Annotated in this window: 20 protein-coding genes and 1 pseudogene; 7 read left to right on the top strand and 14 right to left on the bottom strand. The window is 71.3% G+C overall.

Going from position 1 to position 20825, the window contains the following annotated elements:
- Positions 1 to 10 precede the first annotated feature (10 nt).
- From ACIOWN_RS28525 to ACIOWN_RS28510, 4 genes are all read right to left on the bottom strand, one after another.
- Positions 11 to 2176, bottom strand: a complete 2166-nt coding sequence (locus ACIOWN_RS28525; RefSeq protein WP_401983694.1) for a SpoIIE family protein phosphatase — start codon at positions 2174 to 2176, stop codon at positions 11 to 13.
- 285 nt (positions 2177 to 2461) lie between these two features.
- Positions 2462 to 3154: a DUF402 domain-containing protein gene (locus tag ACIOWN_RS28520; RefSeq protein ID WP_362346191.1), complete on the bottom strand. Its 693-nt coding sequence runs from the start codon at positions 3152 to 3154 to the stop codon at positions 2462 to 2464.
- A gap of 72 nt (positions 3155 to 3226) precedes the next feature.
- Entirely contained in the window at positions 3227 to 4612 is a 1386-nt protein-coding gene (locus ACIOWN_RS28515) for a class II fumarate hydratase (RefSeq protein ID WP_398142689.1), read from the bottom strand.
- A 102-nt stretch (positions 4613 to 4714) separates the two neighbouring features.
- Positions 4715 to 6391, bottom strand: a complete 1677-nt coding sequence (locus tag ACIOWN_RS28510) for a fumarate hydratase (protein WP_362346187.1) — start codon at positions 6389 to 6391, stop codon at positions 4715 to 4717.
- Positions 6392 to 6563: 172 nt separating this feature from the next.
- On the opposite strand from ACIOWN_RS28510, the gene ACIOWN_RS28505 reads away from it, so the two are divergent.
- Entirely contained in the window at positions 6564 to 7259 is a 696-nt protein-coding gene (locus ACIOWN_RS28505) for a DUF1707 domain-containing protein (protein WP_362346185.1), read from the top strand.
- Between the two features lie 140 nt (positions 7260 to 7399).
- On the top strand, positions 7400 to 7777 hold the full coding sequence (locus tag ACIOWN_RS28500) for a WhiB family transcriptional regulator (RefSeq protein ID WP_141358846.1): 378 nt from the start codon (positions 7400 to 7402) through the stop codon (positions 7775 to 7777).
- A 102-nt stretch (positions 7778 to 7879) separates the two neighbouring features.
- Here the strand turns inward: ACIOWN_RS28500 and glpX are convergent, their stop codons facing one another.
- Positions 7880 to 8914: a class II fructose-bisphosphatase gene (gene glpX, locus ACIOWN_RS28495; RefSeq protein WP_326803908.1), complete on the bottom strand. Its 1035-nt coding sequence runs from the start codon at positions 8912 to 8914 to the stop codon at positions 7880 to 7882.
- A gap of 127 nt (positions 8915 to 9041) precedes the next feature.
- Here glpX and ACIOWN_RS28490 point away from each other — a divergent pair, with 127 nt between their 5' ends.
- Positions 9042 to 9566 carry a DUF4245 domain-containing protein gene (locus ACIOWN_RS28490; RefSeq protein ID WP_401983692.1) on the top strand — a complete coding sequence of 175 codons (525 nt, stop codon included), beginning with the start codon at positions 9042 to 9044 and terminating at the stop codon, positions 9564 to 9566.
- Between the two features lie 170 nt (positions 9567 to 9736).
- Here ACIOWN_RS28490 and ACIOWN_RS28485 read toward each other — a convergent pair whose 3' ends face one another.
- Complete coding sequence (locus tag ACIOWN_RS28485; RefSeq protein WP_362346180.1) at positions 9737 to 9976, bottom strand: exodeoxyribonuclease VII small subunit; 240 nt, start codon at positions 9974 to 9976, stop codon at positions 9737 to 9739.
- 9 nt (positions 9977 to 9985) lie between these two features.
- Positions 9986 to 11194, bottom strand: a complete 1209-nt coding sequence (xseA, locus tag ACIOWN_RS28480; protein WP_362346178.1) for an exodeoxyribonuclease VII large subunit — start codon at positions 11192 to 11194, stop codon at positions 9986 to 9988.
- Between the two features lie 98 nt (positions 11195 to 11292).
- Here xseA and ACIOWN_RS28475 point away from each other — a divergent pair, with 98 nt between their 5' ends.
- Together ACIOWN_RS28475 and ppgK are read left to right on the top strand one after the other, a co-directional pair.
- On the top strand, positions 11293 to 12300 hold the full coding sequence (locus tag ACIOWN_RS28475; protein WP_401983690.1) for a 4-hydroxy-3-methylbut-2-enyl diphosphate reductase: 1008 nt from the start codon (positions 11293 to 11295) through the stop codon (positions 12298 to 12300).
- A 29-nt stretch (positions 12301 to 12329) separates the two neighbouring features.
- Positions 12330 to 13076 carry a polyphosphate--glucose phosphotransferase gene (gene ppgK, locus ACIOWN_RS28470; RefSeq protein ID WP_362346174.1) on the top strand — a complete coding sequence of 249 codons (747 nt, stop codon included), beginning with the start codon at positions 12330 to 12332 and terminating at the stop codon, positions 13074 to 13076.
- A 303-nt stretch (positions 13077 to 13379) separates the two neighbouring features.
- Here ppgK and ACIOWN_RS28465 read toward each other — a convergent pair whose 3' ends face one another.
- A complete protein-coding gene (locus ACIOWN_RS28465) occupies positions 13380 to 13907 on the bottom strand; it encodes a DUF6542 domain-containing protein (RefSeq protein WP_401983688.1) in 528 nt (175 codons plus the stop codon).
- 165 nt (positions 13908 to 14072) lie between these two features.
- Here ACIOWN_RS28465 and ychF point away from each other — a divergent pair, with 165 nt between their 5' ends.
- Positions 14073 to 15161, top strand: coding sequence for a redox-regulated ATPase YchF (ychF, locus tag ACIOWN_RS28460; protein WP_362346171.1), 1089 nt, complete (start codon positions 14073 to 14075; stop codon positions 15159 to 15161).
- A gap of 518 nt (positions 15162 to 15679) precedes the next feature.
- On the opposite strand, the gene ACIOWN_RS28455 is transcribed toward ychF, so the two are convergent.
- The 4 genes from ACIOWN_RS28455 to ACIOWN_RS28440 form a co-directional block, all read right to left on the bottom strand.
- Positions 15680 to 16018 (bottom strand): inner-membrane translocator, encoded by a 339-nt coding sequence (locus ACIOWN_RS28455; RefSeq protein ID WP_362346169.1) that lies wholly within the window; start codon positions 16016 to 16018, stop codon positions 15680 to 15682.
- A 969-nt stretch (positions 16019 to 16987) separates the two neighbouring features.
- Entirely contained in the window at positions 16988 to 17380 is a 393-nt protein-coding gene (locus ACIOWN_RS28450; RefSeq protein ID WP_362346167.1) for a DNA-binding protein, read from the bottom strand.
- Positions 17380 to 17631, bottom strand: a complete 252-nt coding sequence (locus tag ACIOWN_RS28445; protein ID WP_355758762.1) for a hypothetical protein — start codon at positions 17629 to 17631, stop codon at positions 17380 to 17382. Before ACIOWN_RS28445 ends, ACIOWN_RS28450 begins: the two co-directional genes overlap by 1 nt.
- Positions 17632 to 17887: 256 nt before the next feature.
- Entirely contained in the window at positions 17888 to 18082 is a 195-nt protein-coding gene (locus ACIOWN_RS28440; RefSeq protein ID WP_362346682.1) for a hypothetical protein, read from the bottom strand.
- Between ACIOWN_RS28440 and ACIOWN_RS28435 the strand changes: the two are divergent.
- Positions 18063 to 18266: pseudogene (locus ACIOWN_RS28435) on the top strand (ATP-binding protein); the annotation flags it as partial. The gene ACIOWN_RS28440 and the pseudogene ACIOWN_RS28435 sit on opposite strands and share 20 nt — an antisense overlap.
- A gap of 46 nt (positions 18267 to 18312) precedes the next feature.
- On the opposite strand, the gene ACIOWN_RS28430 reads toward ACIOWN_RS28435, so the two are convergent.
- Together ACIOWN_RS28430 and ACIOWN_RS28425 are read right to left on the bottom strand one after the other, a co-directional pair.
- Positions 18313 to 19785: a carboxylesterase/lipase family protein gene (locus tag ACIOWN_RS28430; RefSeq protein WP_401983686.1), complete on the bottom strand. Its 1473-nt coding sequence runs from the start codon at positions 19783 to 19785 to the stop codon at positions 18313 to 18315.
- Complete coding sequence (locus ACIOWN_RS28425) at positions 19782 to 20816, bottom strand: alpha/beta hydrolase (RefSeq protein WP_362346163.1); 1035 nt, start codon at positions 20814 to 20816, stop codon at positions 19782 to 19784. The genes ACIOWN_RS28430 and ACIOWN_RS28425 overlap by 4 nt, the downstream gene beginning before the upstream one ends.
- Positions 20817 to 20825 lie beyond the last annotated feature (9 nt).

Below are 20825 nucleotides of genomic sequence, written 5' to 3'. Positions count from 1 at the left end.
ACCTGGTCGTTCACGGCCGAGTGGCGACCTCGAACCAGACCACCTTGCCCGTGCTCAGCCGGGTCGCGCCCCAGCGCCGGGCCAGTTTGTTCACCAGGTACAGGCCGCGTCCGCCCTCGTCCGTGGCGCGGGCCTGGCGCAGACGCGGCAGTTGCGGCACGTCGTCGCCGACCTCGCAGCGCAGCACATCCGTGCGCAGCAGGCGCAGGGTGACCGGGCGGGAGGCGTAGCGCACCGCGTTGGTGACGACCTCGCTGATCAGCAACTCAACGGAGTCGGTGAGCTCCTCCAGGTCCCAGCGGGACAGCGCCCGGCGGGCCAGGCGGCGGGCCTGGCCGGGGGCGGCGACCTCCGGGTCCAGGGTCCAGTACGCCACGTCGCTCGGTGCGATGCCGTCGAAACGGGCGGCGAGGAGCGCGATGTCGTCGTCCCGGTCGCCCGGGCCGAGCATGTCGAGCACCTCGTCGCACAGCGCCTCCAGCGGCGGCGGGTGATCGGGGCCGGTGAGCTGCGCGGTGGCCTGCAGCTTCTCGCGCAGCTGCTCTATGCCCGTCCACACGTCCCGCAGCCGCGACTCGACCAGGCCGTCGGTGTAGAGCAGCAGGGTCGCGCCCGCCGGGGCGTCCAGCTCCACCGCCTCGAAGTCGACGCCGCCGACGCCGATCGGCGCGCCCGGCGGCACCCGCAGCACCTCGGAACGGCCGCCCAGGTGCAGCAGGACCGGCGGCGGGTGGCCGGCGTTGGCGATGGTGATGCGGTGCGCGACCGGGTCGTAGACCGCGTACAGGCAGGTCGCCATGCGGTCGGAGCCCAGGCGCTGTGCCTGCTCGTCGAGGTGGTGCAGCACCTCCTGCGGCGGCAGGTCGAGCCCGGCCAGGGTCTGCGCGGTGGTGCGCAGCTGGCCCATGATCGCGGCCGAGGTCATGGAGTGGCCCATGACGTCGCCGACGACGAGGGCGACCCGGCTGCCGGGCAGCGGGATCGCGTCGTACCAGTCCCCGCCGACCCGCGCGGTCTCCGCCGCGGGCAGATAGCGGGAGGCCAGCCGTACGCCGGTGGGGCGGGGCAGCGTCTCCGGCAGCATGGTGCGCTGCAACTCGTCGGCGATGTACGCCTCGCGGCCGTACAGCACGGCCTTGTCGATGCCGAGGGCGCTGTGCGTGGCGAGCTGCGCGGCGACGAGCAGGTCGTCGGGCTGGAACGCGTGGCGCTCCGGACGGCGCAGGAACAGCGCGGCGCCGATCACCCGGCGCCGGCCGCGCAGCGGGGCGAGAATGGTGCGCTGCCCGTCGGGCACGACCAACTCGGAGTCCTCGCCGAGGAGTTCCATCAGTGCCAGGTGGGCGGCCGCGGTGTCCGTGAACACCGGACGCACGCCGCGCAGCACCTCGCCCAGCGCGGATCCGGGCCGTACCTCGCACAGCTCGTTGGTCACCGCGGACAGCTCGGCCGGCTGCTCCGGAACCGGCGCCGGCATGAACCCCAGCTCGTTGTCCCGCTCCGCCGGTATCCGGTCGGTGCGGCGCAGCCGCAGGACGAGCGGGCCGGCGGGCCGCTCGTCGCCCACCGGCAGCGGCTCGCGCAGATACACGAGGATGGCGTCGGAGAAGGTGGGCACGGTGGCCCGGCACAGCCCGAGGACGATCTCGTCGAGGTCCAGGCCGCGCGCGATGCGCCGGGTGGCCGCGCCCACGAACCGCAGCCGGTCCCCGTCCCGCCGCATCGGCAGCGTCCGCCCGGGCGGCAGCCCTTTCCCGGTACGGCGCTCCTGACCGCCGGGAGGCGTACCGCGCCCGGCCCGGCGCTCCTGGCCGCCGGGCCCGCCCGCCGGGTGGGACGCATCGGCGTCAGCCGGACCGGAGCCGTCGGGGGCCCCGCCGTCACCGGACCTGCTCCCGGCGACCCTGGCCGCCGCGTCCGGCTGGGCGGGGATGCCCTCCGGCGCGGGGCGCGGACGGTGCGCGTCGGGCTCGGCGGACGCCGGCTGGGAATGCTCGGACCCGGCCGCGGCGGCCGGACGCGGCACGTCGCCGGCCGGGCCGGACTGAAGCGGTAAGGCCGCGGCCCCCGGGGCGGCGGGGGTACGCAGAAGCGCCCCACGGGCGTCCGCGGGGTCGGCGCCCGGCTGGGGGCGTTCGAAGGAGGTCGGCTGCTCCGTCACGCGTGTCGAATCCATCCGTCCGGGGCTGCGCGCCGGGCGCGCAGTTCGTCCCGCCGAAGACCCGATACCCGGAATGCGTGCCCCAGGAACGGATTTCCGGCGTGGTCAGAGGCTGTTGCTGTGCCACCGGCGGACCGGCCGCGGCCCGCACGGGTGTTGCCCTCGTACCCCTCGCTCACGTCCTGCCGCCCCTCGGTGACGTTCGATCAGTCCCGGTTGTCGTTCCGGGAGTTGGTACCGGTCCTGCGCCTGTTGCGGAGGACGATCCTACGGTTACCGCCCGGGGGCGCACCAAGGGTCTCATGAGGCCACGCGTGTGGGGGTGCGGTCCCAGTCGTCCGGCAGTGACGGTACCTCCCAGGCGGGATCCGGGCGCCACTGCTGCCAGGACTCGCTGAACGGCGGCCGCCAGGCGCGGATCGTCTCCACCGCCCGGCGGCCCGCGGCCCGGACCCGCTCGGCGAGTTCGGCGTCCACCAGCCCGTCCTGCTGCGCCTGCGCGAACTCGTCCTCGTCCCGCCAGTGCCAACTGCGGTCGGGGTGGACGGAGATGTCAAGGAAGTGGTCCTCGGAGTCGACCCCGCCCACCCAGCGGGCCAGCGGCTCCTCCAGGTTGACGTACCAGTTCTTGAACCGCCAGCCGGGCTCCCAGAACAGCCACACCGACCAGGGCTCGCCGGGCCGGGCCAGCTTCAGCACGCCCGTGCCGGACCAGCGGTCGCGCCGCACGGTGCGCGGCTTGGTGTAGCGCGAGGCGAGCGGCTCCAGGTGCACGGGTGTGCCGTCGGCGAGCACGGGTCTGACACATTCGGTGCCGGGCGCCATCCACACGGCGAGCAGCCCCGGGTCGTCCCGCACGACGGTCACGGGCCGCACGATGTGGAAGCGCGCGCCGCCGTTCTCCCGGTACCGCCAAAGGATCCGGCTGCCGGGGGTCCAGGGGGCCGTCGCACCGCCCGTCGTCGCGGGTGCGGTCGCTCCGTCGTGTGCCATGGCCAAATATTAGGTGCCCGGGGCATCCTCCGCCGTGCGGGACGGCGTCGTTCACGCTTGGGTGGCACGTGGTTACGGGTGGGTCATCCGCAGGACGTCCAGCGCCTGGTCGAGTTGTTCCGCCGTGAGCAGACCGCGCTCGACGTAGCCGCCCTCGACCACTACCTGACGGATCGTCTTCTGCTCGGCCAGCGCCTTCTTGGCGACCTTCGCCGCCTCCTCGTACCCCAGGTACTTGTTGAGCGGGGTGACCACGGACGGCGAGGACTCGGCGTACTCGCGGGCCCGTTCGCGGTGGGCGACGATCCCGTCGACGGTCCGGTCGGCGAGCAGCCGGGACACGTTGGCCAGCAGCCGGATCGACTCCAGCACGTTCTTGGCGATGACCGGGAGCATGACGTTGAGCTCGAAGTTGCCGGCGGCGCCCGCGGTGGCGACGGTGGCGTCGTTGCCGACGACCTGGGCGCAGACCATGAGGACGGCCTCGGGGACGACCGGGTTGACCTTGCCGGGCATGATCGAGGAACCGGGCTGGAGGTCGGGCAGGGAGATCTCGGCGAGCCCGGTCCTGGGCCCGGAGGCCATCCACCGCAGATCGTTGGCGATCTTCGTCAGCCCCACGGCGATGGTCCGCAGCTGGCCGCTGGTCTCGACGATGCCGTCCCTGGCGCCCTGCGCCTCGAAGTGGTCGCGGGCCTCGGTGAGCGGCAGCCCGGTCGCGCGGGCGACCTCCTCGATCACGGCGGCGGAGAAACCGGGCGGGGTGTTGATGCCGGTGCCGACGGCGGTGCCGCCGAGCGGCAGCTCGGCCAGCCGGGGCAGGGAGGCGTTCAGACGCTCGACGCCGTACCGGACCTGGGCGGCGTACCCGGCGAACTCCTGGCCGAGGGTCACGGGCGTGGCGTCCATCAGGTGCGTCCGCCCGGACTTCACCACGTCGGCGAACTCCTCGGCCTTGCGGGTGAGGGCGCTCGCGAGGTGGTCGAGGGCGGGCACCAGGTCGCGGGTGACGGCGGCGGTGGCGGCGATGTGGATCGACGACGGGAAGACGTCGTTGGAGGACTGCGAGGCGTTGACGTGGTCGTTGGGGTGCACGTCCCGGCCCAGCCGCTCGCCGGCGAGGGTGGCGATGACCTCGTTGGTGTTCATGTTGGACGAGGTCCCGGAACCGGTCTGGAACACGTCGACCGGGAAGTGCTCGTCCCACGTGCCCTCGGCGACCTCGGCCGCCGCCTCCCGGATCGCCTCGGCGACGTCCTCGTCCAGCACCCCGAGCCGCGCGTTCACCGTGGCCGCGGCGCCCTTGATCCGGGCCAGCGCCTCGATGTGCGCGCGTTCGAGCCGCTGCCCGGAGACGGGGAAGTTCTCCACCGCCCGCTGCGTCTGGGCACGCCACTTGGCGTGGACGGGGACCTGGACTTCGCCCATGGAGTCGTGCTCGGTGCGGTATTCGCTCATACCGCGTACAGCGCGGGCGGCGGTGGGGATGTTCCGGCGGTGGGCCGGACGGGGGAGCCCCCGGCGGCTGCCGAGGGCTCCAGGCGCTGTGCGGGGACCGGCTCAGGCCAGACCGGGGCCCCGGACCGGGATCGACGTGAACGTCGGCTGGGGGGCCGGGTTCTGGAAGAAGTCGTTGCCCTTGTCGTCCACGACGATGAACGCCGGGAAGTCCTCGACCTCGATCCTCCAGACGGCCTCCATGCCGAGCTCCTCGTACTCCACGACCTCGACCTTCTTGATGCAGTCCTGGGCCAGCCGGGCCGCCGGACCGCCGATCGAGCCGAGGTAGAAGCCGCCGTGCGTGCCGCACGCGTCCGTGACCTGCTTGCTGCGGTTGCCCTTGGCCAGCATCACCTTGGAGCCGCCCGCCGCCTGGAACTGCTCCACGTAGGAGTCCATGCGGCCGGCCGTGGTCGGGCCGAAGGAACCGGAGGCGTAGCCCTCGGGGGTCTTGGCCGGGCCCGCGTAGTACACCGGGTGGTCCTTGAGGTACTGCGGCATCTCCTCGCCCGCGTCGAGCCGCTCCTTGATCTTCGCGTGGGCGATGTCCCGGGCCACGACCAGCGGGCCGGTCAGCGACAGCCGGGTCTTCACCGGGTACTTCGCCAGCTCCGCGAGGATCTCGTCCATCGGCCGGTTGAGGTCGATCTTGACCACGCCCTCGTCCGACAGGTGCTCGTCCGTCGTCTCCGGCAGAAACCGCGCCGGGTCCTTCTCCAGCTGCTCCAGGAACACGCCCTCGGGGGTGATCTTCGCCAGGGCCTGCCGGTCCGCCGAGCAGGACACCGCGATCGCGACCGGGCAGGACGCGCCGTGCCGCGGCAGCCGGACCACGCGCACGTCGTGGCAGAAGTACTTGCCGCCGAACTGCGCGCCGATCCCGATCCTCTGCGTCAGCTCGAAGACCTTCTGCTCCAGCTCCTCGTCCCGGAAGCCGTTACCGAGCGGCGAGCCCTCGGTGGGCAGGTTGTCCAGGTAGTGCGCGGAGGCGTACTTCGCCGTCTTCAGGGCGTACTCGGCGCTGGTGCCGCCGACCACGATCGCCAGGTGGTACGGCGGGCAGGCGGCGGTGCCCAGCGAACGGATCTTCTCCTCCAGGAACTTCATCATGGAGGCCTCGTTCAGGACGGCCTTCGTCTCCTGGTACAGGAAGGACTTGTTGGCCGAGCCGCCGCCCTTGGCCATGAACAGGAACTTGTACGCGCCGCCGTCCGTCGCGTACAGCTCGATCTGCGCGGGGAGGTTGGAGCCGGTGTTCTTCTCCTCCCACATGGTGAGCGGGGCCATCTGCGAGTAGCGCAGGTTCAGCTTCGTGTAGGCGTCGTAGATGCCCCGGGACAGGGCCTTCTCGTCCTCGCCCGCCGTCAGCACGTTCTGGCCGCGCTTGCCCATGACGATCGCCGTGCCCGTGTCCTGGCACATGGGCAGCACGCCGGCCGCCGCGATGTTCGCGTTCTTCAGCAGGTCCAGGGCGACGAACTTGTCGTTCGCCGAGGCCTCCGGGTCGTCGATGATGCGGCGCAGCTGGGCGAGGTGGGCCGGGCGCAGGTAGTGCTGGATGTCGTGGACGGCCTCCTCGGCCAGCTTGCGCAGCGCCTCCGGCTCGACCTTGAGGAACGTACGCCCGTCGGGTCCCTCGACGGTGGAGACGCCCTCGGACGTCACCAGCCGGTACGGGGTGGTGTCCTCACCCTGGGGGAGCAGATCGGTGTAGGTGAACTCAGGCATCTCGCCCATTCCTCACTCGGCAGACGGCTGCCCGTCGGCATCGGCGGGCGACAACCAGCGTAGAACCTGCCGCCGACGGTGAACCTGTGAGGTCCGGATCCCTGTGGACAGCCAGGTACTCGGCACGCCCGTCATCCACAGCCCCTAGTCGCGATCTATCGCGTTTCGGTACCCTGCTGCCGTGGACCTTCAGAAGCAGACCGAACCGCGTACGGCCGCCGCCCCTGTCGCCGGACTGCGCGCCTCGGACGCCGACCGTGACCGTATCGCCGACATCCTGCGCGAGGCCCTCGCCGAGGGCCGCCTGAACGCCGACGAGCACGCCGAGCGCGTCGAGGGGGTGCTGAACGCCAAGACGGTCGGCGAGCTGGAGGTCTTCATCCAGGACCTGCCCGCCGCCCACCAGGGCCCGGCGGCCGCCGCGTACACCCCGGCGCCGAACCGGCCGGCGGCCGGCGCGATACCCCCCGTCGCCGACGAGAACGTGGTGGCGGTGTTCAGCCAGGCCAGCCGCCGCGGCCGTTGGCGCCCCGGGCGCCGGGTGCACGCGTACGCGGTCTTCGGCAGCGTGGAGATCGACCTCAGCGAGGCGGTCTTCGAGTACCAGCAGGTCGTGATCAAGGCCGTCTCGGTCTTCGGCGACGTGCAGGTCCGCGTCCCGGAGAACGTGTCGCTGCGCGGCACCGGCGGAGGCGTCCTCGGCAACTTCGAGGTGGTCACGCTGGACTCGGCCGAGTCGGAGGCGCCCGTCGTCTACGTCGACGGCTGGGCCGTGCTGGGCAACGTCGAGGCGCGGCCGAGGCGGGGCAAGCTCGTCGCGGACATCCTCGACCGGGTCCACCGCAAGGTGGACAAGCATCTGCGCAAGCACATGTGACAACAGCGGTCGTTCGCGGACGCCGGCGGTCGCGGTCGGGCGGTTGGGAACTCAGTGCATAGGCGCGCGTACAGCGGGTAGGCCTTGCTGCATCGTCTCTTGGACCCTCCCGCTCGCGAAGCCGTCGTCAGGAGAAGACCGTGCTGCAACCGCCGCATTCGTCGCTGCAGGTAGCTGCCGTTCCGGCCCAGCGGGCGCCGGCGCGTGACAGGGATCAGGACGCGCCCTGGCACACCGAGGCGGTGTGCCGGCGCGACGAGGCGGGCCTGTTCTTCGCACCCTCGAAGGAACCCACCGCCGCGCGGCTGTCCCGCGAGGAGGCGGCCAAGCGCGTCTGCGCCCGCTGCCCCGTCATGGTCGAGTGCCGCGAGCACGCGCTGCTGCAGCCCGAGCCCTACGGCGTCTGGGGCGGCCTCACCGCCGCCGAGCGCCGCGTCGTCCTGGCCCGGCGCCGCCGCCGCGACCTGGAACTGAAGAAGGCGGCCCGCGCCACCGGCCGCATAGCGGCCGCGGGGTAGGCCGTACGCCCGCAGGCCCTTTGGGGCGGTACGCGAATGGGGCGCCCCCTCCGCACGAGGAGCGCCCCATCGCCGTGATCGCCGCGAGGGATCCGCGGCCGGCTACTTCGCGCGGTCGAAGTCGATCGCGCTGTACGCCCGCAGCTTGCTCAGCCGGTGCTCGGAGTCGATGCGGCGGACCGTGCCGGACTTGGACCGCATCACGATCGAGTCGGTCGTCGCCGTCTCGGCGCGGTAGCGCACGCCGCGCATCAGCTCGCCGTCGGTGATGCCGGTGGCGACGAAGAAGACGTTCTCGCCGGAGACCAGGTCGTCCGTGGTCAGCACGCGGTCCAGGTCGTGCCCCGCGTCGAGCGCCCGCTGCCGCTCCTCGTCGTCCTTCGGCCACAGCTTGCCCTGGATCGTGCCGCCCAGGCACTTCACGGCGCAGGCCGAGATGATGCCCTCGGGCGTGCCGCCGATGCCGAGCAGCAGGTCGATGCCGGTGCCGTCGCGCAGCGCCAGGATCGAGCCGGCCACGTCGCCGTCGGAGATCAGCTTGATGCGGGCGCCCGTCTCCCGGATCTCCCTGATCATGCTCTCGTGCCGCGGCCGGTCCAGGATGACGACCGTGACGTCCTCCGGCGTGGACCGCTTGGCCTTGGCCACGCGCTTGATGTTCACGGACACCGGAGCGTTGATGTCGACGAAGTCGGCCGCCTCCGGCCCGGTGACCAGCTTGTCCATGTAGAACACGGCGGACGGGTCGAACATCGCGCCGCGCTCGGCGGCGGCGAGGACCGCGATGGCGTTCGGCATGCCCTTGGCGGTCAGGGTGGTGCCGTCGATCGGGTCGACGGCGATGTCGACCTCGGGCCCGGTGCCGTCGCCGACGTGCTCTCCGTTGAAGAGCATCGGGGCCTCGTCCTTCTCGCCCTCGCCGATGACGACGACGCCGTTCATCGACACGGTGGAGACGAGGGAGCGCATGGCGCGCACGGCGGCGCCGTCGGCGCCGTTCTTGTCACCGCGCCCGACCCAGCGGCCCGCGGCCATCGCCGCGGCCTCGGTCACCCGGACGAGTTCAAGGGCGATGTTGCGGTCGGGCGCCTCGGAGGGCACCTCGAGCTCTGAGGGCAGATGATGATGCTCGGTCATCGGAGCGCACCTTTCTGATACGACGACGGCCGGATGAGGGTGTTGGCCCCGACTCTATCTCCGGACGGACAGAATGAGCAGGGGGCCCCACGGATGAGCGGGCTGAGCACCTGCGACGATAGGGGGCGTGGCAGGTTCGAACGGCAAGCAGAAGACGGTCCGGGACATGATCCTCTCCCTGGGCCTGATCGGGATCGCGGCGGCGGTGATCTACCTCTTCGTCCCGCACGACACCAAGGCTCCCGACATCCCGCGGGTCGACTACAGCATCGAGTTGACCACCGCGCGCCGGGCGGCGTCGTACCCGGTGGCGGCCCCCGAGGGCCTGCCCGACACCTGGAAGGCCACCTCGGTGCGTTTCCGGGCCCACGAGAAGGAGCACTGGCACGTGGGTTTCCAGGATCCCGACGGTCAGTACGTGGCGGTCGAGCAGTCCGCGGAGAACCGCAAGGACTTCATCGACGCGGCCAGCGTGGGCGGGCACGCCACGAAGGTGACCGAGGAGATCGACGGCCGTACGTGGACGCGTTACACCGGCGGCCGCTACGACGCGCTCGTCCTGGAGGGCACCAAGGGCTCCACGACGGTGGTGGCGGGCACGGCGTCCTTCGACCGCCTGACGGCGATGGCCCGAGCCCTGAAGACTTCCTGACGGCCCGCCGCGGCCGCAGGGGCCCGCGAGCGGGCCCCTGGCCCGGACGTGGCTTCGGCGCCCTGACCAGCGGGTTCCGTTCCCTGCCTTGACGGCGGGTTCTGTGGGCCACCTGGACCCGAGCGCGGGCCCGGTCCGTGGGCTTCCCGGACCCGACCGCGAACCCTGCCCTATCGGGGGGAGCCTTCCTTGGGCCCCTCCCCGTCCGTCTCCTCCGCGAGGGCCGCGTCCAGCCGGGCCCGTGCGCCCTCCAGCCAGTGGCGGCACACCTTGGCCAGTTCCTCGCCGCGCTCCCACAGCGCGAGGGACTCCTCCAGACTCGTACCGCCCGCCTCCAGGCGCCGGACGACCTCGATCAGCTCGTCCCGTGCCTGCTCGTAGCCGAGCGCCTCATCCGTCTTGCTGGTCATCCGCCCACCCTATGTGTCGACACGAACCGTGAACTCGCCCTCGGCGACCCGGGCCCGCAGGGCCTCGTCCGCCGTCACCTCTCCCGGGTCGCGGACCACGTGCCCGTCCGCCTTCTGGAGCACCGCGTACCCGCGCCGGAGGGTCGCGGCGGGGGAGAGGGCCACCACGCGCGCGTGCGTGTGCGTCAGCTCCGAGTCCGCGCGGTCCAGCAGATGCCGCAGGGTGCGCCGGCCGCGGTCGAGCACCGACGCGATGTGGTCCTCACGCTCGTCGATCATGCGGTGCGGGTCCTCCATGCAGGGCCGGGCGAGCGCGTGGGCGAGCCCCCGCTCCTCCCGCTCGACGAGCGCCCGCACGCACCTGCGGGCCCGGTCCCGCAGCTGCCGTACCCGCTCGTACTCCTCGCCGACGTCCGGTACGACCTTCTTCGCGGCGTCGGTCGGGGTGGAGGCGCGCAGGTCGGCGACGTAGTCGAGCAGCGGCGTGTCCGGCTCGTGCCCGATCGCCGACACCACGGGCGTACGGCAGGAGGCGACCGCCCGTACGAGCTGCTCGTCGGAGAACGGCAGCAGATCCTCCACGCTGCCGCCGCCGCGCGCCACGATGATCACGTCCACGTCGTCGATCGAGTCCAGCTCCTTGACGGCCTGCACGACCTGCGGGACGGCGTGCACGCCCTGCACGGGGACGTTGCGCACCTCGAAACGGACCGCGGGCCAGCGGTGCCGGGCGTTCTCCAGCACGTCCCGCTCCGCGGCGGACGCCCGGCCGCAGACCAGCCCGACGAGCTGCGGCAGGAAGGGCAGGGGCTTCTTCCGCTCGGCCGCGAACAGTCCCTCGGCCGCCAGGGTCTTCTTGAGCAGCTCGAGCCGGGCCAGCAGCTCACCGACGCCCACCGGCCTTATCTCGGCGGCCCGCAGCGAGAGCTGCCCGCGCGGCGCGTACCACTCCGGTCTGGCGTGCACCACCACCCGCGCGCCCTCGCCGACCACGTCCGCGATCGCGTCGAACACCTGGCGGTAGCAGGTCACGCTGACGGAGATGTCGTGCGACGGATCGCGCAGCGTCAGGAACACCACGCCCGCACCCGGGCGCCGCGACAACTGCGTGATCTGCCCCTCGACCCACACCGCGCCGAGCCGCTCGATCCACCCCCCGATCAGCCGTGACACCTCACCGACGGGCAGGGGAGCTTCGGGGGACGTGGAAAGGGCCATGACCGCGAGAGTAACCGCCCCCACCGACAACCCCCACCCCCTCGCCCCCCGCCCATGGGCCGATCTTCGAGCCGCGGCGGCGGCCTTACGATGGGGGCATGACTGCTTCGTCTGGCCGCCGTGTCCTGCTCGCCGCCCCCCGGGGCTACTGCGCGGGTGTGGACCGCGCCGTGATCGCCGTCGAGAAAGCCCTGGAGCAGTACGGGGCTCCGATCTATGTCCGGCACGAGATCGTCCACAACAAGTACGTCGTGCAGACCCTGGAGAAGAAGGGCGCCGTCTTCGTCGAGCAGACGGAGGAGGTGCCGCCGGGGAACATCGTGATGTTCTCGGCGCACGGCGTGGCTCCGACCGTCCACGAGGAGGCCGAGCGGGGCCGCTTGGCCACCATCGACGCCACCTGCCCCCTGGTGACCAAGGTCCACAAGGAGGCGGTCCGGTTCGCCAAGGAGGACTACGACATCCTCCTGATCGGGCACGAGGGCCACGAGGAGGTCATCGGCACCACCGGCGAGGCCCCCGAGCACATCCAGCTCGTCGACGGCCCCGAGGACGTCGCGAACGTCGAGGTCCGCGACCCCTCCCGGGTCGTGTGGCTGTCGCAGACCACGCTGTCGGTCGACGAGACCATGGAGACCGTCGACGCGCTCCAGGACAAGTTCCCGCAGCTGCTCTCGCCGCCCAGCGACGACATCTGCTACGCCACGCAGAACCGTCAGCTCGCCGTGAAGCAGATGGGCGCCGACGCCGACCTGGTGATCGTCGTCGGCTCCCGCAACTCGTCCAACTCCAAGCGGCTGGTGGAGGTCGCCAAGCTCGCGGGCGCGCGCCAGGCGTACCTCGTCGACTTCGCCGACGAGATCGACGAGAGCTGGCTGGAGGGCGTCTCCACGGTCGGCCTGACCTCGGGCGCCTCCGTGCCGGAGGTCCTGGTCGAGCAGGTGCTCGAATGGCTGGGGCAGCGCGGCTTCGAGGACGTGGAGATCGTCAAGGCGGCCGAGGAGTCCATCACCTTCTCCCTGCCCAAGGAACTCCGCCGGGACCTGCGCGAGGAGGCGGCCGCGCTGGTCGCCGAGCGCCAGGGGACCGGTACGACCCGGCAGTGACGGTCCGTCGTACGCCGTAACGTGGGGCCATGCAGATCTTCGGCGTGGACATCGGCGGCTCCGGCATCAAGGGCGCCCCTGTGGACCTGGACAGGGGGGCCCTGGCCCAGGAGCGGCACAAGGTGCTGACTCCGCACCCGGCGACCCCCGGCACCGTCGCCGACGGGGTCAAGGAGGTGGTCGACCACTTCGGCTGGACCGGACCGGTCGGGCTGACGTTCCCGGGCGTCGTCACCGGCGGCGCCACGGTCCGTACGGCGGCCAACGTCGACAAGAGCTGGGTCGACACCGACGCGCGCGCGTTGTTCGGCGGCCGGCTGGGCGGTCTGCCGGTGACGGTGGTCAACGACGCGGACGCGGCGGGCGTCGCCGAGATGCACTTCGGCGCCGGCCGCGGCCGCGGGGGCACGGTGGTGCTGCTGACCTTCGGCACGGGCATCGGCAGCGCCGTCTTCGTCGACGGCGCCCTCGTCCCCAACACCGAGCTCGGGCATCTGGAGCTGAACGGCCACGAGGCGGAGAAGCGGGCGTCCAGCAAGGCCAAGGAGGACTACGACCTGAGCTGGGAGCGCTGGGCGCGCCGGGTCCGCAAGTACCTCGCGCATGTCGAGATGCTCTTCAGCCCCGAGTTGTTCATCATCGGCGGCGGCGTCAGCCGGAAGTCCGAGAAGTTCCTGCCCCTCATCGAGGGCATCAAGGCGGAGATCGTCCCCGCCCAGCTGCAGAACGACGCGGGAATCGTCGGCGCGGCGATGCACGCGGCGGAGCACGGCTGAGACGACTGGGGCCGCCGCGTCCGCCCGAGCCGCCGGGGGTGTGCCCCCGGCGGCAACCCGGCGTATCAGGGCCGAGTGCGGACGGCGGCTCCCGATGGCGACGCAGCCTCGGTGCGGGCCGACGCAGGGTCGCGCGTCCGCGCGGGGTGCCCGCGACCCCTGCCGCCGGCTGCGCCACTCCGGAGCGCGCCGGCGTCGGGTCGCGCGTCCGGGCGCAGGCCGGCGGGCGCGCCCCCGAAGGGCACCCGCCGTGCCCGTGCGGGGTACCGATACCTGCCCCGTACGGACGGCGCACCCGCCGCCTCAGCCCGCCATGCGCTTGCGCATCGCCCGTCTCCGCGCCGCCCGGACCACCCGCCGCGCCAGTGCCGTCACGCCCGCGATCAGCGTGCCCGTGTACAGCCAGGGGGCCTGGGTGGCGAGCGCGGCCACCAGGCTCATCAGCCTGCCGAGGAGCCCCGTGTCCCCGTCGATCACCGGCAGCAGGCCCACGGCGAACCCGATCGGCACCACGACGGGCGCGGTCAGCAGGTCTCCCTTGCGGACCCACAGCGCGGTCAGCACGCACACCGGCAGGAACAGCACCCCGTAGACGGTGGAGCCGCCGCCGAGGAGCAGGTCGAGACCGCCCAGCAGGAACATGACGGCCCCGCAGAACAGTCCGGCGCCCAGACCGGTCAGCCGCGGACCGGACGGGCGCCGCGGCTCGGGCGCCGGGGCCGCCGCGGGAACGGTCGGACGCCGTGCCGCGGGAGGCCGCCGTGCCGGGGGCACCGGCGGCCTGTCTCGTCGCGGTCCGTGCTGCTGGTGTCGCGTCCTGTGCTGCTCCACTGGACCAACCTAGGTCTGCTTATGTGGTGAATAGCCCGCCAGACACGCCGGGTGTCGCAGCCTGGCCAAGCGTTCGAACCGTCGCGGGGGACCGGGTACGACACGCCGTAGACTGGTGGATCGGCCGCCTGGCCGCCAGTCTCCTCACGTACGGGAAGTCGCAACGTGTCGCTCACGATCGGAATCGTCGGTCTGCCGAACGTCGGCAAGTCGACCCTGTTCAACGCCCTGACCAAGAACGACGTGCTCGCGGCCAACTACCCGTTCGCCACGATCGAGCCGAACGTCGGTGTCGTGGGCGTGCCGGACGGTCGCCTCGCCCAGCTCGCCTCGATCTTCAAGTCGGAGCGGATCCTCCCGGCCACCGTCGACTTCGTCGACATCGCCGGCATCGTGCGCGGCGCCAGCGAGGGCGAGGGGCTCGGCAACAAGTTCCTCGCGAACATCCGCGAGTCGGACGCGATCTGCCAGGTCATCCGCGCCTTCAAGGACGAGAACGTCGTCCATGTCGACGGCAAGGTGTCGCCGAAGGACGACATCGAGACGATCAACACCGAGCTGATCCTCGCCGACCTCCAGACCATCGAGAAGGTCCTGCCCCGGCTCCAGAAGGAGTCGCGGATCAAGAAGGACATCGGTCCCAAGGTCAAGGCGGTCGAGGAGGCCCAGGAGATCCTGGAGAAGGGCGACACGCTCTTCGCGCACGGCATCGTCCAGGGCAGCGAGCGCGCCGAGCTCCTGCACGACCTGCACCTGCTCACCACCAAGCCCTTCCTGTACGTCTTCAACGTCGACGAGGACGAACTGATCGACGAGGACTTCAAGAACGAGCAGCGCGCGCTGGTCGCCCCCGCCGAGGCGATCTTCCTCAACGCCAAGCTGGAGGCCGACCTCGCCGAGCTGGACGAGGACGAGGCGCTGGAACTCCTGCAGTCCGTCGGCCAGGACGAGCCCGGCCTCGCCACCCTCGCCCACGTCGGCTTCCGCACCCTCGGCCTCCAGACCTACCTGACGGCCGGTCCCAAGGAGTCCCGCGCCTGGACCATCAAGAAGGGCGCCACCGCCCCCGAGGCCGCCGGTGTCATCCACACCGACTTCCAGAAGGGCTTCATCAAGGCGGAGGTCATCTCCTTCGAGGACCTCCTGGAGTCCGGCTCGGTCACCGAGGCCCGCGCCAAGGGCAAGGCCCGCATGGAGGGCAAGGACTACGTGATGCGCGACGGGGACGTGGTGGAGTTCCGCTTCAACGTCTAGTGCCTGATTCCTTGACCTGTTGAACTGCGGGTCAGAGGCAAGAAACCCCAGGTCAGGGGCCGGATCGCAAGGTCTGGCCCCTTCCTTTTCCTCCACCTGATTCCGGCCTTTTCCGGGGAGCGTGCTGACTTGGTGCTGACCCGCTGACGGTGTCCGTATCAGCCCTGACCTGGTGTTCCGCTGGCGCTTGAGGGCGGCTGGGGGGAGGGGTGCCACCCAGGACAGCAGGACGTACCGGCACGGCTTCCCGCGGGCCGTCTTTATGCAAGAACGCGCATAGTCGTGAGAGCGCATGGACGGTTGTGCATGGCGCCCGTACGGTCGTCCTGGGTGGCTCAGCAGGGAGCCGGAGACCAGGGGGTTACGCATGTCCGAACGTGCTGGGCTGATCCGACTGACAGGCAATGAGCGTTTTCCCACCTCAGTGCCTGTGCCAGGACCTTCGGTTCCAAGGCGCCTCCGACTGGCTGTATAAGTGAGCATCGCTCACTTATACAGCCACTCTGACTACATCTGGGTCAGGGCCAGGACCCCAGCGTGTGGACTGCCAGGAAAACGCAGAGCGTCAGCTGCACCGCCCCGATAACTCGGTGCCCGATCCGCAGCAGCACGAAGGCCGTTACGCCGACCGCCAGGGCCAGAGCGCCGAAGCCCAGAACTGGCGCCCAGTCCAGGGGCGGCACGCTGGTCGCTGTCTGTCTGGAGCTGGCGTCCATCCGGCCCAGCCCTCGGACGGCAAGCGCGATGACGACCAACAGCCCGGCCGCCACGTCCGCCACCAGTACGAGAAGCAGGAGACAACCTGCGGTGAGGGCGCCCTCTCCGCTGAAGGGCTGCTTGTCGGCTAGTTCGGGCATGGCTCAACGATCGCGCGGAATCCACCCTTCCGAACGATCCGTCGCCGACTCGCAACCCAGGCGTACTCCGCTCTTCATGGGCCTACCCGGGCCCGGAGATCACTCAAATTTCGGTAACACACGATCAATGCCCGCTGTCAAAGGACGCCGTTCCATAGGGCGAGCTCACGCTCACGGGGACCGGCTGCATTCGGCAACAGCATCGGGTGAGCGCGGCCGGGCTCGCGCCGCGCGGCGGCGCCTTGTTTTCGAAGGCTCAGCGCCCACCAGGACCCATGTCAGGGGAGGTTCTGACACAGGCACTCAGCTTGTCATTTAACGTTCAGAGTCATCGTCAGATCCTTGGACGTCTCTGTGCCCATACCGCTCTGGTCCCTGCCTGCTGTTAGCCGAACAAGTGGCTGATGCCGCCTTGGCCGTCCGCTCCGTTCCACACCACAGCCCCCAACCAGAACGGGAACCAGAACACCTGCTCCGGTAGTAAGGGGGCGGCGATGAACCAGCCGACGGGCAGGACAGCGAACAGCAGGCAGCAGCACCAGCCACTCCTGCCAGAAGCGGACGATCGCCGTGTTGGATTTGTAGACACCACGCGAAGGTAGGCGGTACTCACAATGCGCGTATGAGTAACCGTACTTACGGCGTCAACTACGGTGCTGCTGGGATGCCCGCCGTAGCTGGATGGCGTCCCGCCGGACGGTGCAGCCGGTCACGTTCACGGAATGCGCGGGCCGGCGCCGCATCGGCGCCGCGGTCCGGGGCCACCGACGGGTCGTGCGGGTCGTCCACCACCGGCCCACCCAGGGGCGACCAGCGGCGGCACCGGCCGCGGACACGTACAGGCCGAATCGGGGTCCGGTCTCGTCCCGCGTGAGCCACGGCACCGCCCGGGCTCTCCCGGGAGCCCCGGTCCCGCAGGGCGCTGTGGTGTTGGCTGTGGGGCAGGTCGGCGTGACTGGGGCCGGTATTTCAGACCTTGACGACCTCTACGGAAGGGCCGGACAGGAGCGTCAGGTCCTCGGGGTCGGAAGTGAGGACGGTGACCGGCGGGGGCGCGTTGCGGGCGATGACGGCGAAGGCGGCGTCGATGGCGTACTTGTGGCCGTGGAGATGATGGGTGCGCAGGAGGGCGGCGGCCTCGTCGGTGACCTTCTTGGTGACGTCGTGAACGTCGATGCGGGAGAGGACCCACTTGATGCGGGCCGGGTGGATCCGCTCGTAATCGGCCTCAAGGGTGGTCATGGCGCTGGTGGCCACGCGGATGCCCTCCTCCGATGCCGCCTGGACCAGGGCCACGACGGTGCGGTCCTTGCGGTAGAGCTTGGAGAGTCCTTCGCTGTCGAGCAGCAGGGTGCCAGGCATCAGGCGGCGGCACCGCCGACCTGTCGGTGGTCATGGCGCAGCAGCGCGCGGGCGGCCTCGACCTCCTCGCGGGTGAGCTCGTCGTTGTCGGTCTCGAAGTCGGCGACGATCTCCCGAAGCTTGTCCATGGCGACCCGTTGTTCCAGGGCTTCGGCGACGTAGGCGGAGAAGCCGCCGGGCCCGACGTGGGCGCGTACGGCCTCGGCAAGGTCCTCGGGCAGGCTGATGGAATACTTTTTGCTACTGCTCATGGTGCCGATCCTACCGGTGGTCGTAACTCTGTGGGTGCGAATGGCCAGGGCGGCACGGGGGAGGCTGCCCGGTCCGCAGGCAGTCCGCAGTACGGTCGTAAACACTCATCGGAGGCCAACGCAACCAAGCGGTGAAAGCGCCGGTCAGCGCCCTGGGCCGGGCTCCGCCGCAGGTCAGGATCAGGTCGCAGGCATTCCGCTTCAACGTTTAGTCGCCGCCGTAGCGTGGTTCGCCGCGCGCTGGCAAACGTGCAGGTCAGTGGGGTCGGTCCAGGGCACGGAAGCGCAGCGGGTCCAGCGAGCCGGGCTCCACCTCCAGGTGGTAGCCGCCCGCTCCCCGGACCAGCCATCGCGAGGGGCTCCGGGCCGGCAGCTCAGGTTCGAGCAGGCGGCGGAGTGCTCCGATGTGCCGCTGCGCCACATTCACGGCGCCGTGCGAGATGCGGCTCATCCATGACCGCGCCTTGATATGCGAGGTCCGCGACTGCAGCAGTACCTCACCGCGTCTGCGGCGTGCCGCCAGCACCGACGAAGGGGGACGAGGGCTGTTCCTCGTCGCCCAGCTCGCCCAGCGCTGGGGGACCCGCTACACATCGACCGGAAAGGTCATCTGGACGGAACAGTCACTTCGCTGAGGGCGCCCTCCTGCCGCACATGGTCACCAACGTGCCTACGGGGACTTCAGCGCACGCCGTCCCACAGCAGGCGTTCCTGCCCGCGCGGGTCGTCCTCGCACACGGGGGCGTTCGCGAAGACCATCGTGGTGCGGGAGGTCGTGTCGTAGGCGGGCCATCCGGGGTTGCCGGTCTTCGCGAAGGAGAGCCAGGCCTCGTGCATCGCGTCCGCGAGGGGCTGGGGTGGGTGGGGGCCCACCAGGGGGGTGTACGAGGGGTCCTGGAGACGGTTGAAGACGAAGGGGAGTTCCAGGGCGTGGCAGGCGCCCAGATGGCCCCCGAACCGCGGGGAACGCCAGGCGAATTCGTAGACGTGGGAGCCCGGGACCGACTCGGCCAGCCGGACGGCGGGGATGCGGTAGAACCAGTCCGTCGCCACCGCGGAGAGGAGTTCGCCCGCGGTGGCTGCGGGGCGGGTCGCCCGGTAGACGGGGAGGGCCTTGGCCGGGTCGAGGCCGTAGGCCGTCGCCGCGGTGTGGAGACCGGCTTCGGAGATCCTCTCCAGGAGGCCCGTGGGGACCAGGAACAGGCGGTTCTCCTCGCGGTTGCTGCCGATCAGGAGGTCGACTCCGCAGTCGGGGCCGGGCAGGGTCAGGCCGTCCGTGATCGGTTCGAACGGCATCAAGTTGAGCACCGCCTCCCCCCACAGGGCCGGGTCCGGGCGGGCGCTCACCTCCGCGCGGAGCTGCGCCTGGGCGGGGAGGAGGTCGGCCAGGGGGACCCCGGCGAAGGCCTCCGGAGTCGCCTCGATGCCGAGCTTCGCGGCCAGCCGGGACGCGATCAGGGCCGCCGAGGACGGACGCAGGAAGTGGTGGCAGGCGCCGCTCTGCAGGATCGCCCGGTGGAACAGCCCGCGGGCCAGGCCGGTCGACAGCAGGACGCCGATGCCCATCGCGCCCGCCGACTCGCCGAAGACCGTCACCCGGTCGGGGTCGCCGCCGAAGGAGGCGATGTTGGCCCGGATCCAGCGCAGGGCGGCCACCTGGTCCAGCAGCCCGCGGTTGTCCGGCACGCCGGGAAGGTGGAGGAAACCGTCCGAGCCCAGGCGGTAGTTGAGGGTGACGCAGACGACACCGCCGCGGGCGAAGGCGCTGCCGTCGTACCCCGGCGCCGAGCCGGAGCCGTTGGAGAACGCCCCGCCGTGCAGCCACACCATCACCGGCAGACCGGCCCCGCGCTCCGGGGCGGGCGTCCAGATGTTGAGGTTCAGACAGTCCTCGCCGGGGATGTCGTTCTCCGGGATGAGGGCGTCGAAGGGCGGCGCGTAGGGCGCGTGCGGCGCGGTCGGGCCGTAGGCCGTGGCGTCGCGCACGCCCGCCCAGGGCTCGGGCGGGCCCGGCGCCAGGAAGCGGCGGGGGCCGAACGGCGGGGCGGCGTAAGGGATGCCCAGGAAGGACGCCACGCCGCCGTCCGCGGAAGTGGAAACACTGCCGCGGACGGCGCCCTGTTCGGTGGTGCGTACCGTGGTGCATGGTGTCATGCCGTGAGGATCCCCAGCAGGGCCGCGCCGAACTCCTCCGGGCGTTCCAGGTGCACCGCGTGCCCGGCGTCGGGGACGGCGACCTCGCGGACCGTGCCGCCGTGCGCCGCGTAGCGGTCCAGGACGTGGCGGGTCTGCGCCACCATCGGCTGGGCGGGCGTTCCGTCCCAGCCGGGCACCGCGCCGATCGCGCCCAGGTGCGCCAGGTCGAACATCGAGGTGTCCGAGACGATCACGTCGTCCTCGCCGCGGATCCACAGCACCGGCGGCCTGGGCTCGATCAGATGCAGCTCGTCGAGGCGGAAGTACAGCGGGGAAAGGCAGTTGAGGACACCCCGGGTGCCGGGGGCCACACCCGGCCAGGCCGTCGACGGCACGCTGTCGCCCGGGTAGTGGTCGTCGCCGGTGCGGGTGGTGAGCATGGAGTCGACGTAGGCGTCCTCCTGCTCGCCCTCGGGGCGCCACGGCGGCTTGACGTAGCAGTTCGCCAGGACGGAGCGGGGCGCCACCGGGGAGTCCTCGCCGCGCTCGCCCTTGGCCAGCAGAGCGACGAACTCCGGGTTGGCCGTGCCGCCGCCCGAGCCCGACCCGTCCTCGGAGTTGAGGGTTCCGTCCACCCCGTGCGTGCCGCCGAAGCCGTACGGGGAGACCGGGTTGACCAGGGTCAGGGAGCGCACCGCGGCCGGGTGGTCGCTCAGGTACTGCATGATCACGCCGCCGCCCATGGACCAGCCCACCAGGTGCGCCCGGTCGATCCCGAGGGCCGCCAGCAGCGCGGCGAGGTCGTCGGCGTGGTCGCGCAGGCCGCGCGTGGCGTCGATGGGCAGCGGGTCGGTGCCGCCGAAACCGCGCAGGTCCGGCGCGATGGGCCGGTAGCGCTCCGGCAGCAGGGCCATGGTGGGGTGCCAGAAGGCGGCGGAGGAGACGTTGCCGTGGACGAAGACGACCGGTTCGCCCTCGTCCCGGAGGTCGGTGATCCGGACGGTGAGGCGGTCGGTGGGTACCCGGCGGGTGCGGATGCTGCTGGTCATCGTCATCTG

This window comes from Streptomyces sp. NPDC087787 (genome assembly GCF_044743035.1).
In the GTDB taxonomy this organism is placed as follows: domain Bacteria; phylum Actinomycetota; class Actinomycetes; order Streptomycetales; family Streptomycetaceae; genus Streptomyces.
Note: the sequence above shows the minus strand (reverse complement) of the source record. Positions and strands in the feature narration are given on the sequence as shown.

Excerpts from the sequence above, each read along its gene's own strand:
- ACIOWN_RS28525 (WP_401983694.1), bottom strand. The coding sequence starts at position 2,176 with ATGGATTCGACACGCGTGACGGAGCAGCCGACCTCCTTCGAACGCCCC.
- ACIOWN_RS28520 (WP_362346191.1), bottom strand. The coding sequence starts at position 3,154 with ATGGCACACGACGGAGCGACCGCACCCGCGACGACGGGCGGTGCGACG.
- ACIOWN_RS28515 (WP_398142689.1), bottom strand. The coding sequence starts at position 4,612 with ATGAGCGAATACCGCACCGAGCACGACTCCATGGGCGAAGTCCAGGTC.
- ACIOWN_RS28510 (WP_362346187.1), bottom strand. The coding sequence starts at position 6,391 with ATGGGCGAGATGCCTGAGTTCACCTACACCGATCTGCTCCCCCAGGGT.
- glpX (WP_326803908.1), bottom strand. The coding sequence starts at position 8,914 with ATGACCGAGCATCATCATCTGCCCTCAGAGCTCGAGGTGCCCTCCGAG.
- ACIOWN_RS28485 (WP_362346180.1), bottom strand. The coding sequence starts at position 9,976 with ATGACCAGCAAGACGGATGAGGCGCTCGGCTACGAGCAGGCACGGGAC.
- xseA (WP_362346178.1), bottom strand. The coding sequence starts at position 11,194 with ATGGCCCTTTCCACGTCCCCCGAAGCTCCCCTGCCCGTCGGTGAGGTG.
- ACIOWN_RS28475 (WP_401983690.1), top strand. The coding sequence starts at position 11,293 with ATGACTGCTTCGTCTGGCCGCCGTGTCCTGCTCGCCGCCCCCCGGGGC.
- ppgK (WP_362346174.1), top strand. The coding sequence starts at position 12,330 with ATGCAGATCTTCGGCGTGGACATCGGCGGCTCCGGCATCAAGGGCGCC.
- ACIOWN_RS28455 (WP_362346169.1), bottom strand. The coding sequence starts at position 16,018 with ATGCCCGAACTAGCCGACAAGCAGCCCTTCAGCGGAGAGGGCGCCCTC.
- ACIOWN_RS28450 (WP_362346167.1), bottom strand. The coding sequence starts at position 17,380 with ATGCCTGGCACCCTGCTGCTCGACAGCGAAGGACTCTCCAAGCTCTAC.
- ACIOWN_RS28445 (WP_355758762.1), bottom strand. The coding sequence starts at position 17,631 with ATGAGCAGTAGCAAAAAGTATTCCATCAGCCTGCCCGAGGACCTTGCC.
- ACIOWN_RS28440 (WP_362346682.1), bottom strand. The coding sequence starts at position 18,082 with ATGAGCCGCATCTCGCACGGCGCCGTGAATGTGGCGCAGCGGCACATC.
- ACIOWN_RS28430 (WP_401983686.1), bottom strand. The coding sequence starts at position 19,785 with ATGACACCATGCACCACGGTACGCACCACCGAACAGGGCGCCGTCCGC.
- ACIOWN_RS28425 (WP_362346163.1), bottom strand. The coding sequence starts at position 20,816 with ATGACCAGCAGCATCCGCACCCGCCGGGTACCCACCGACCGCCTCACC.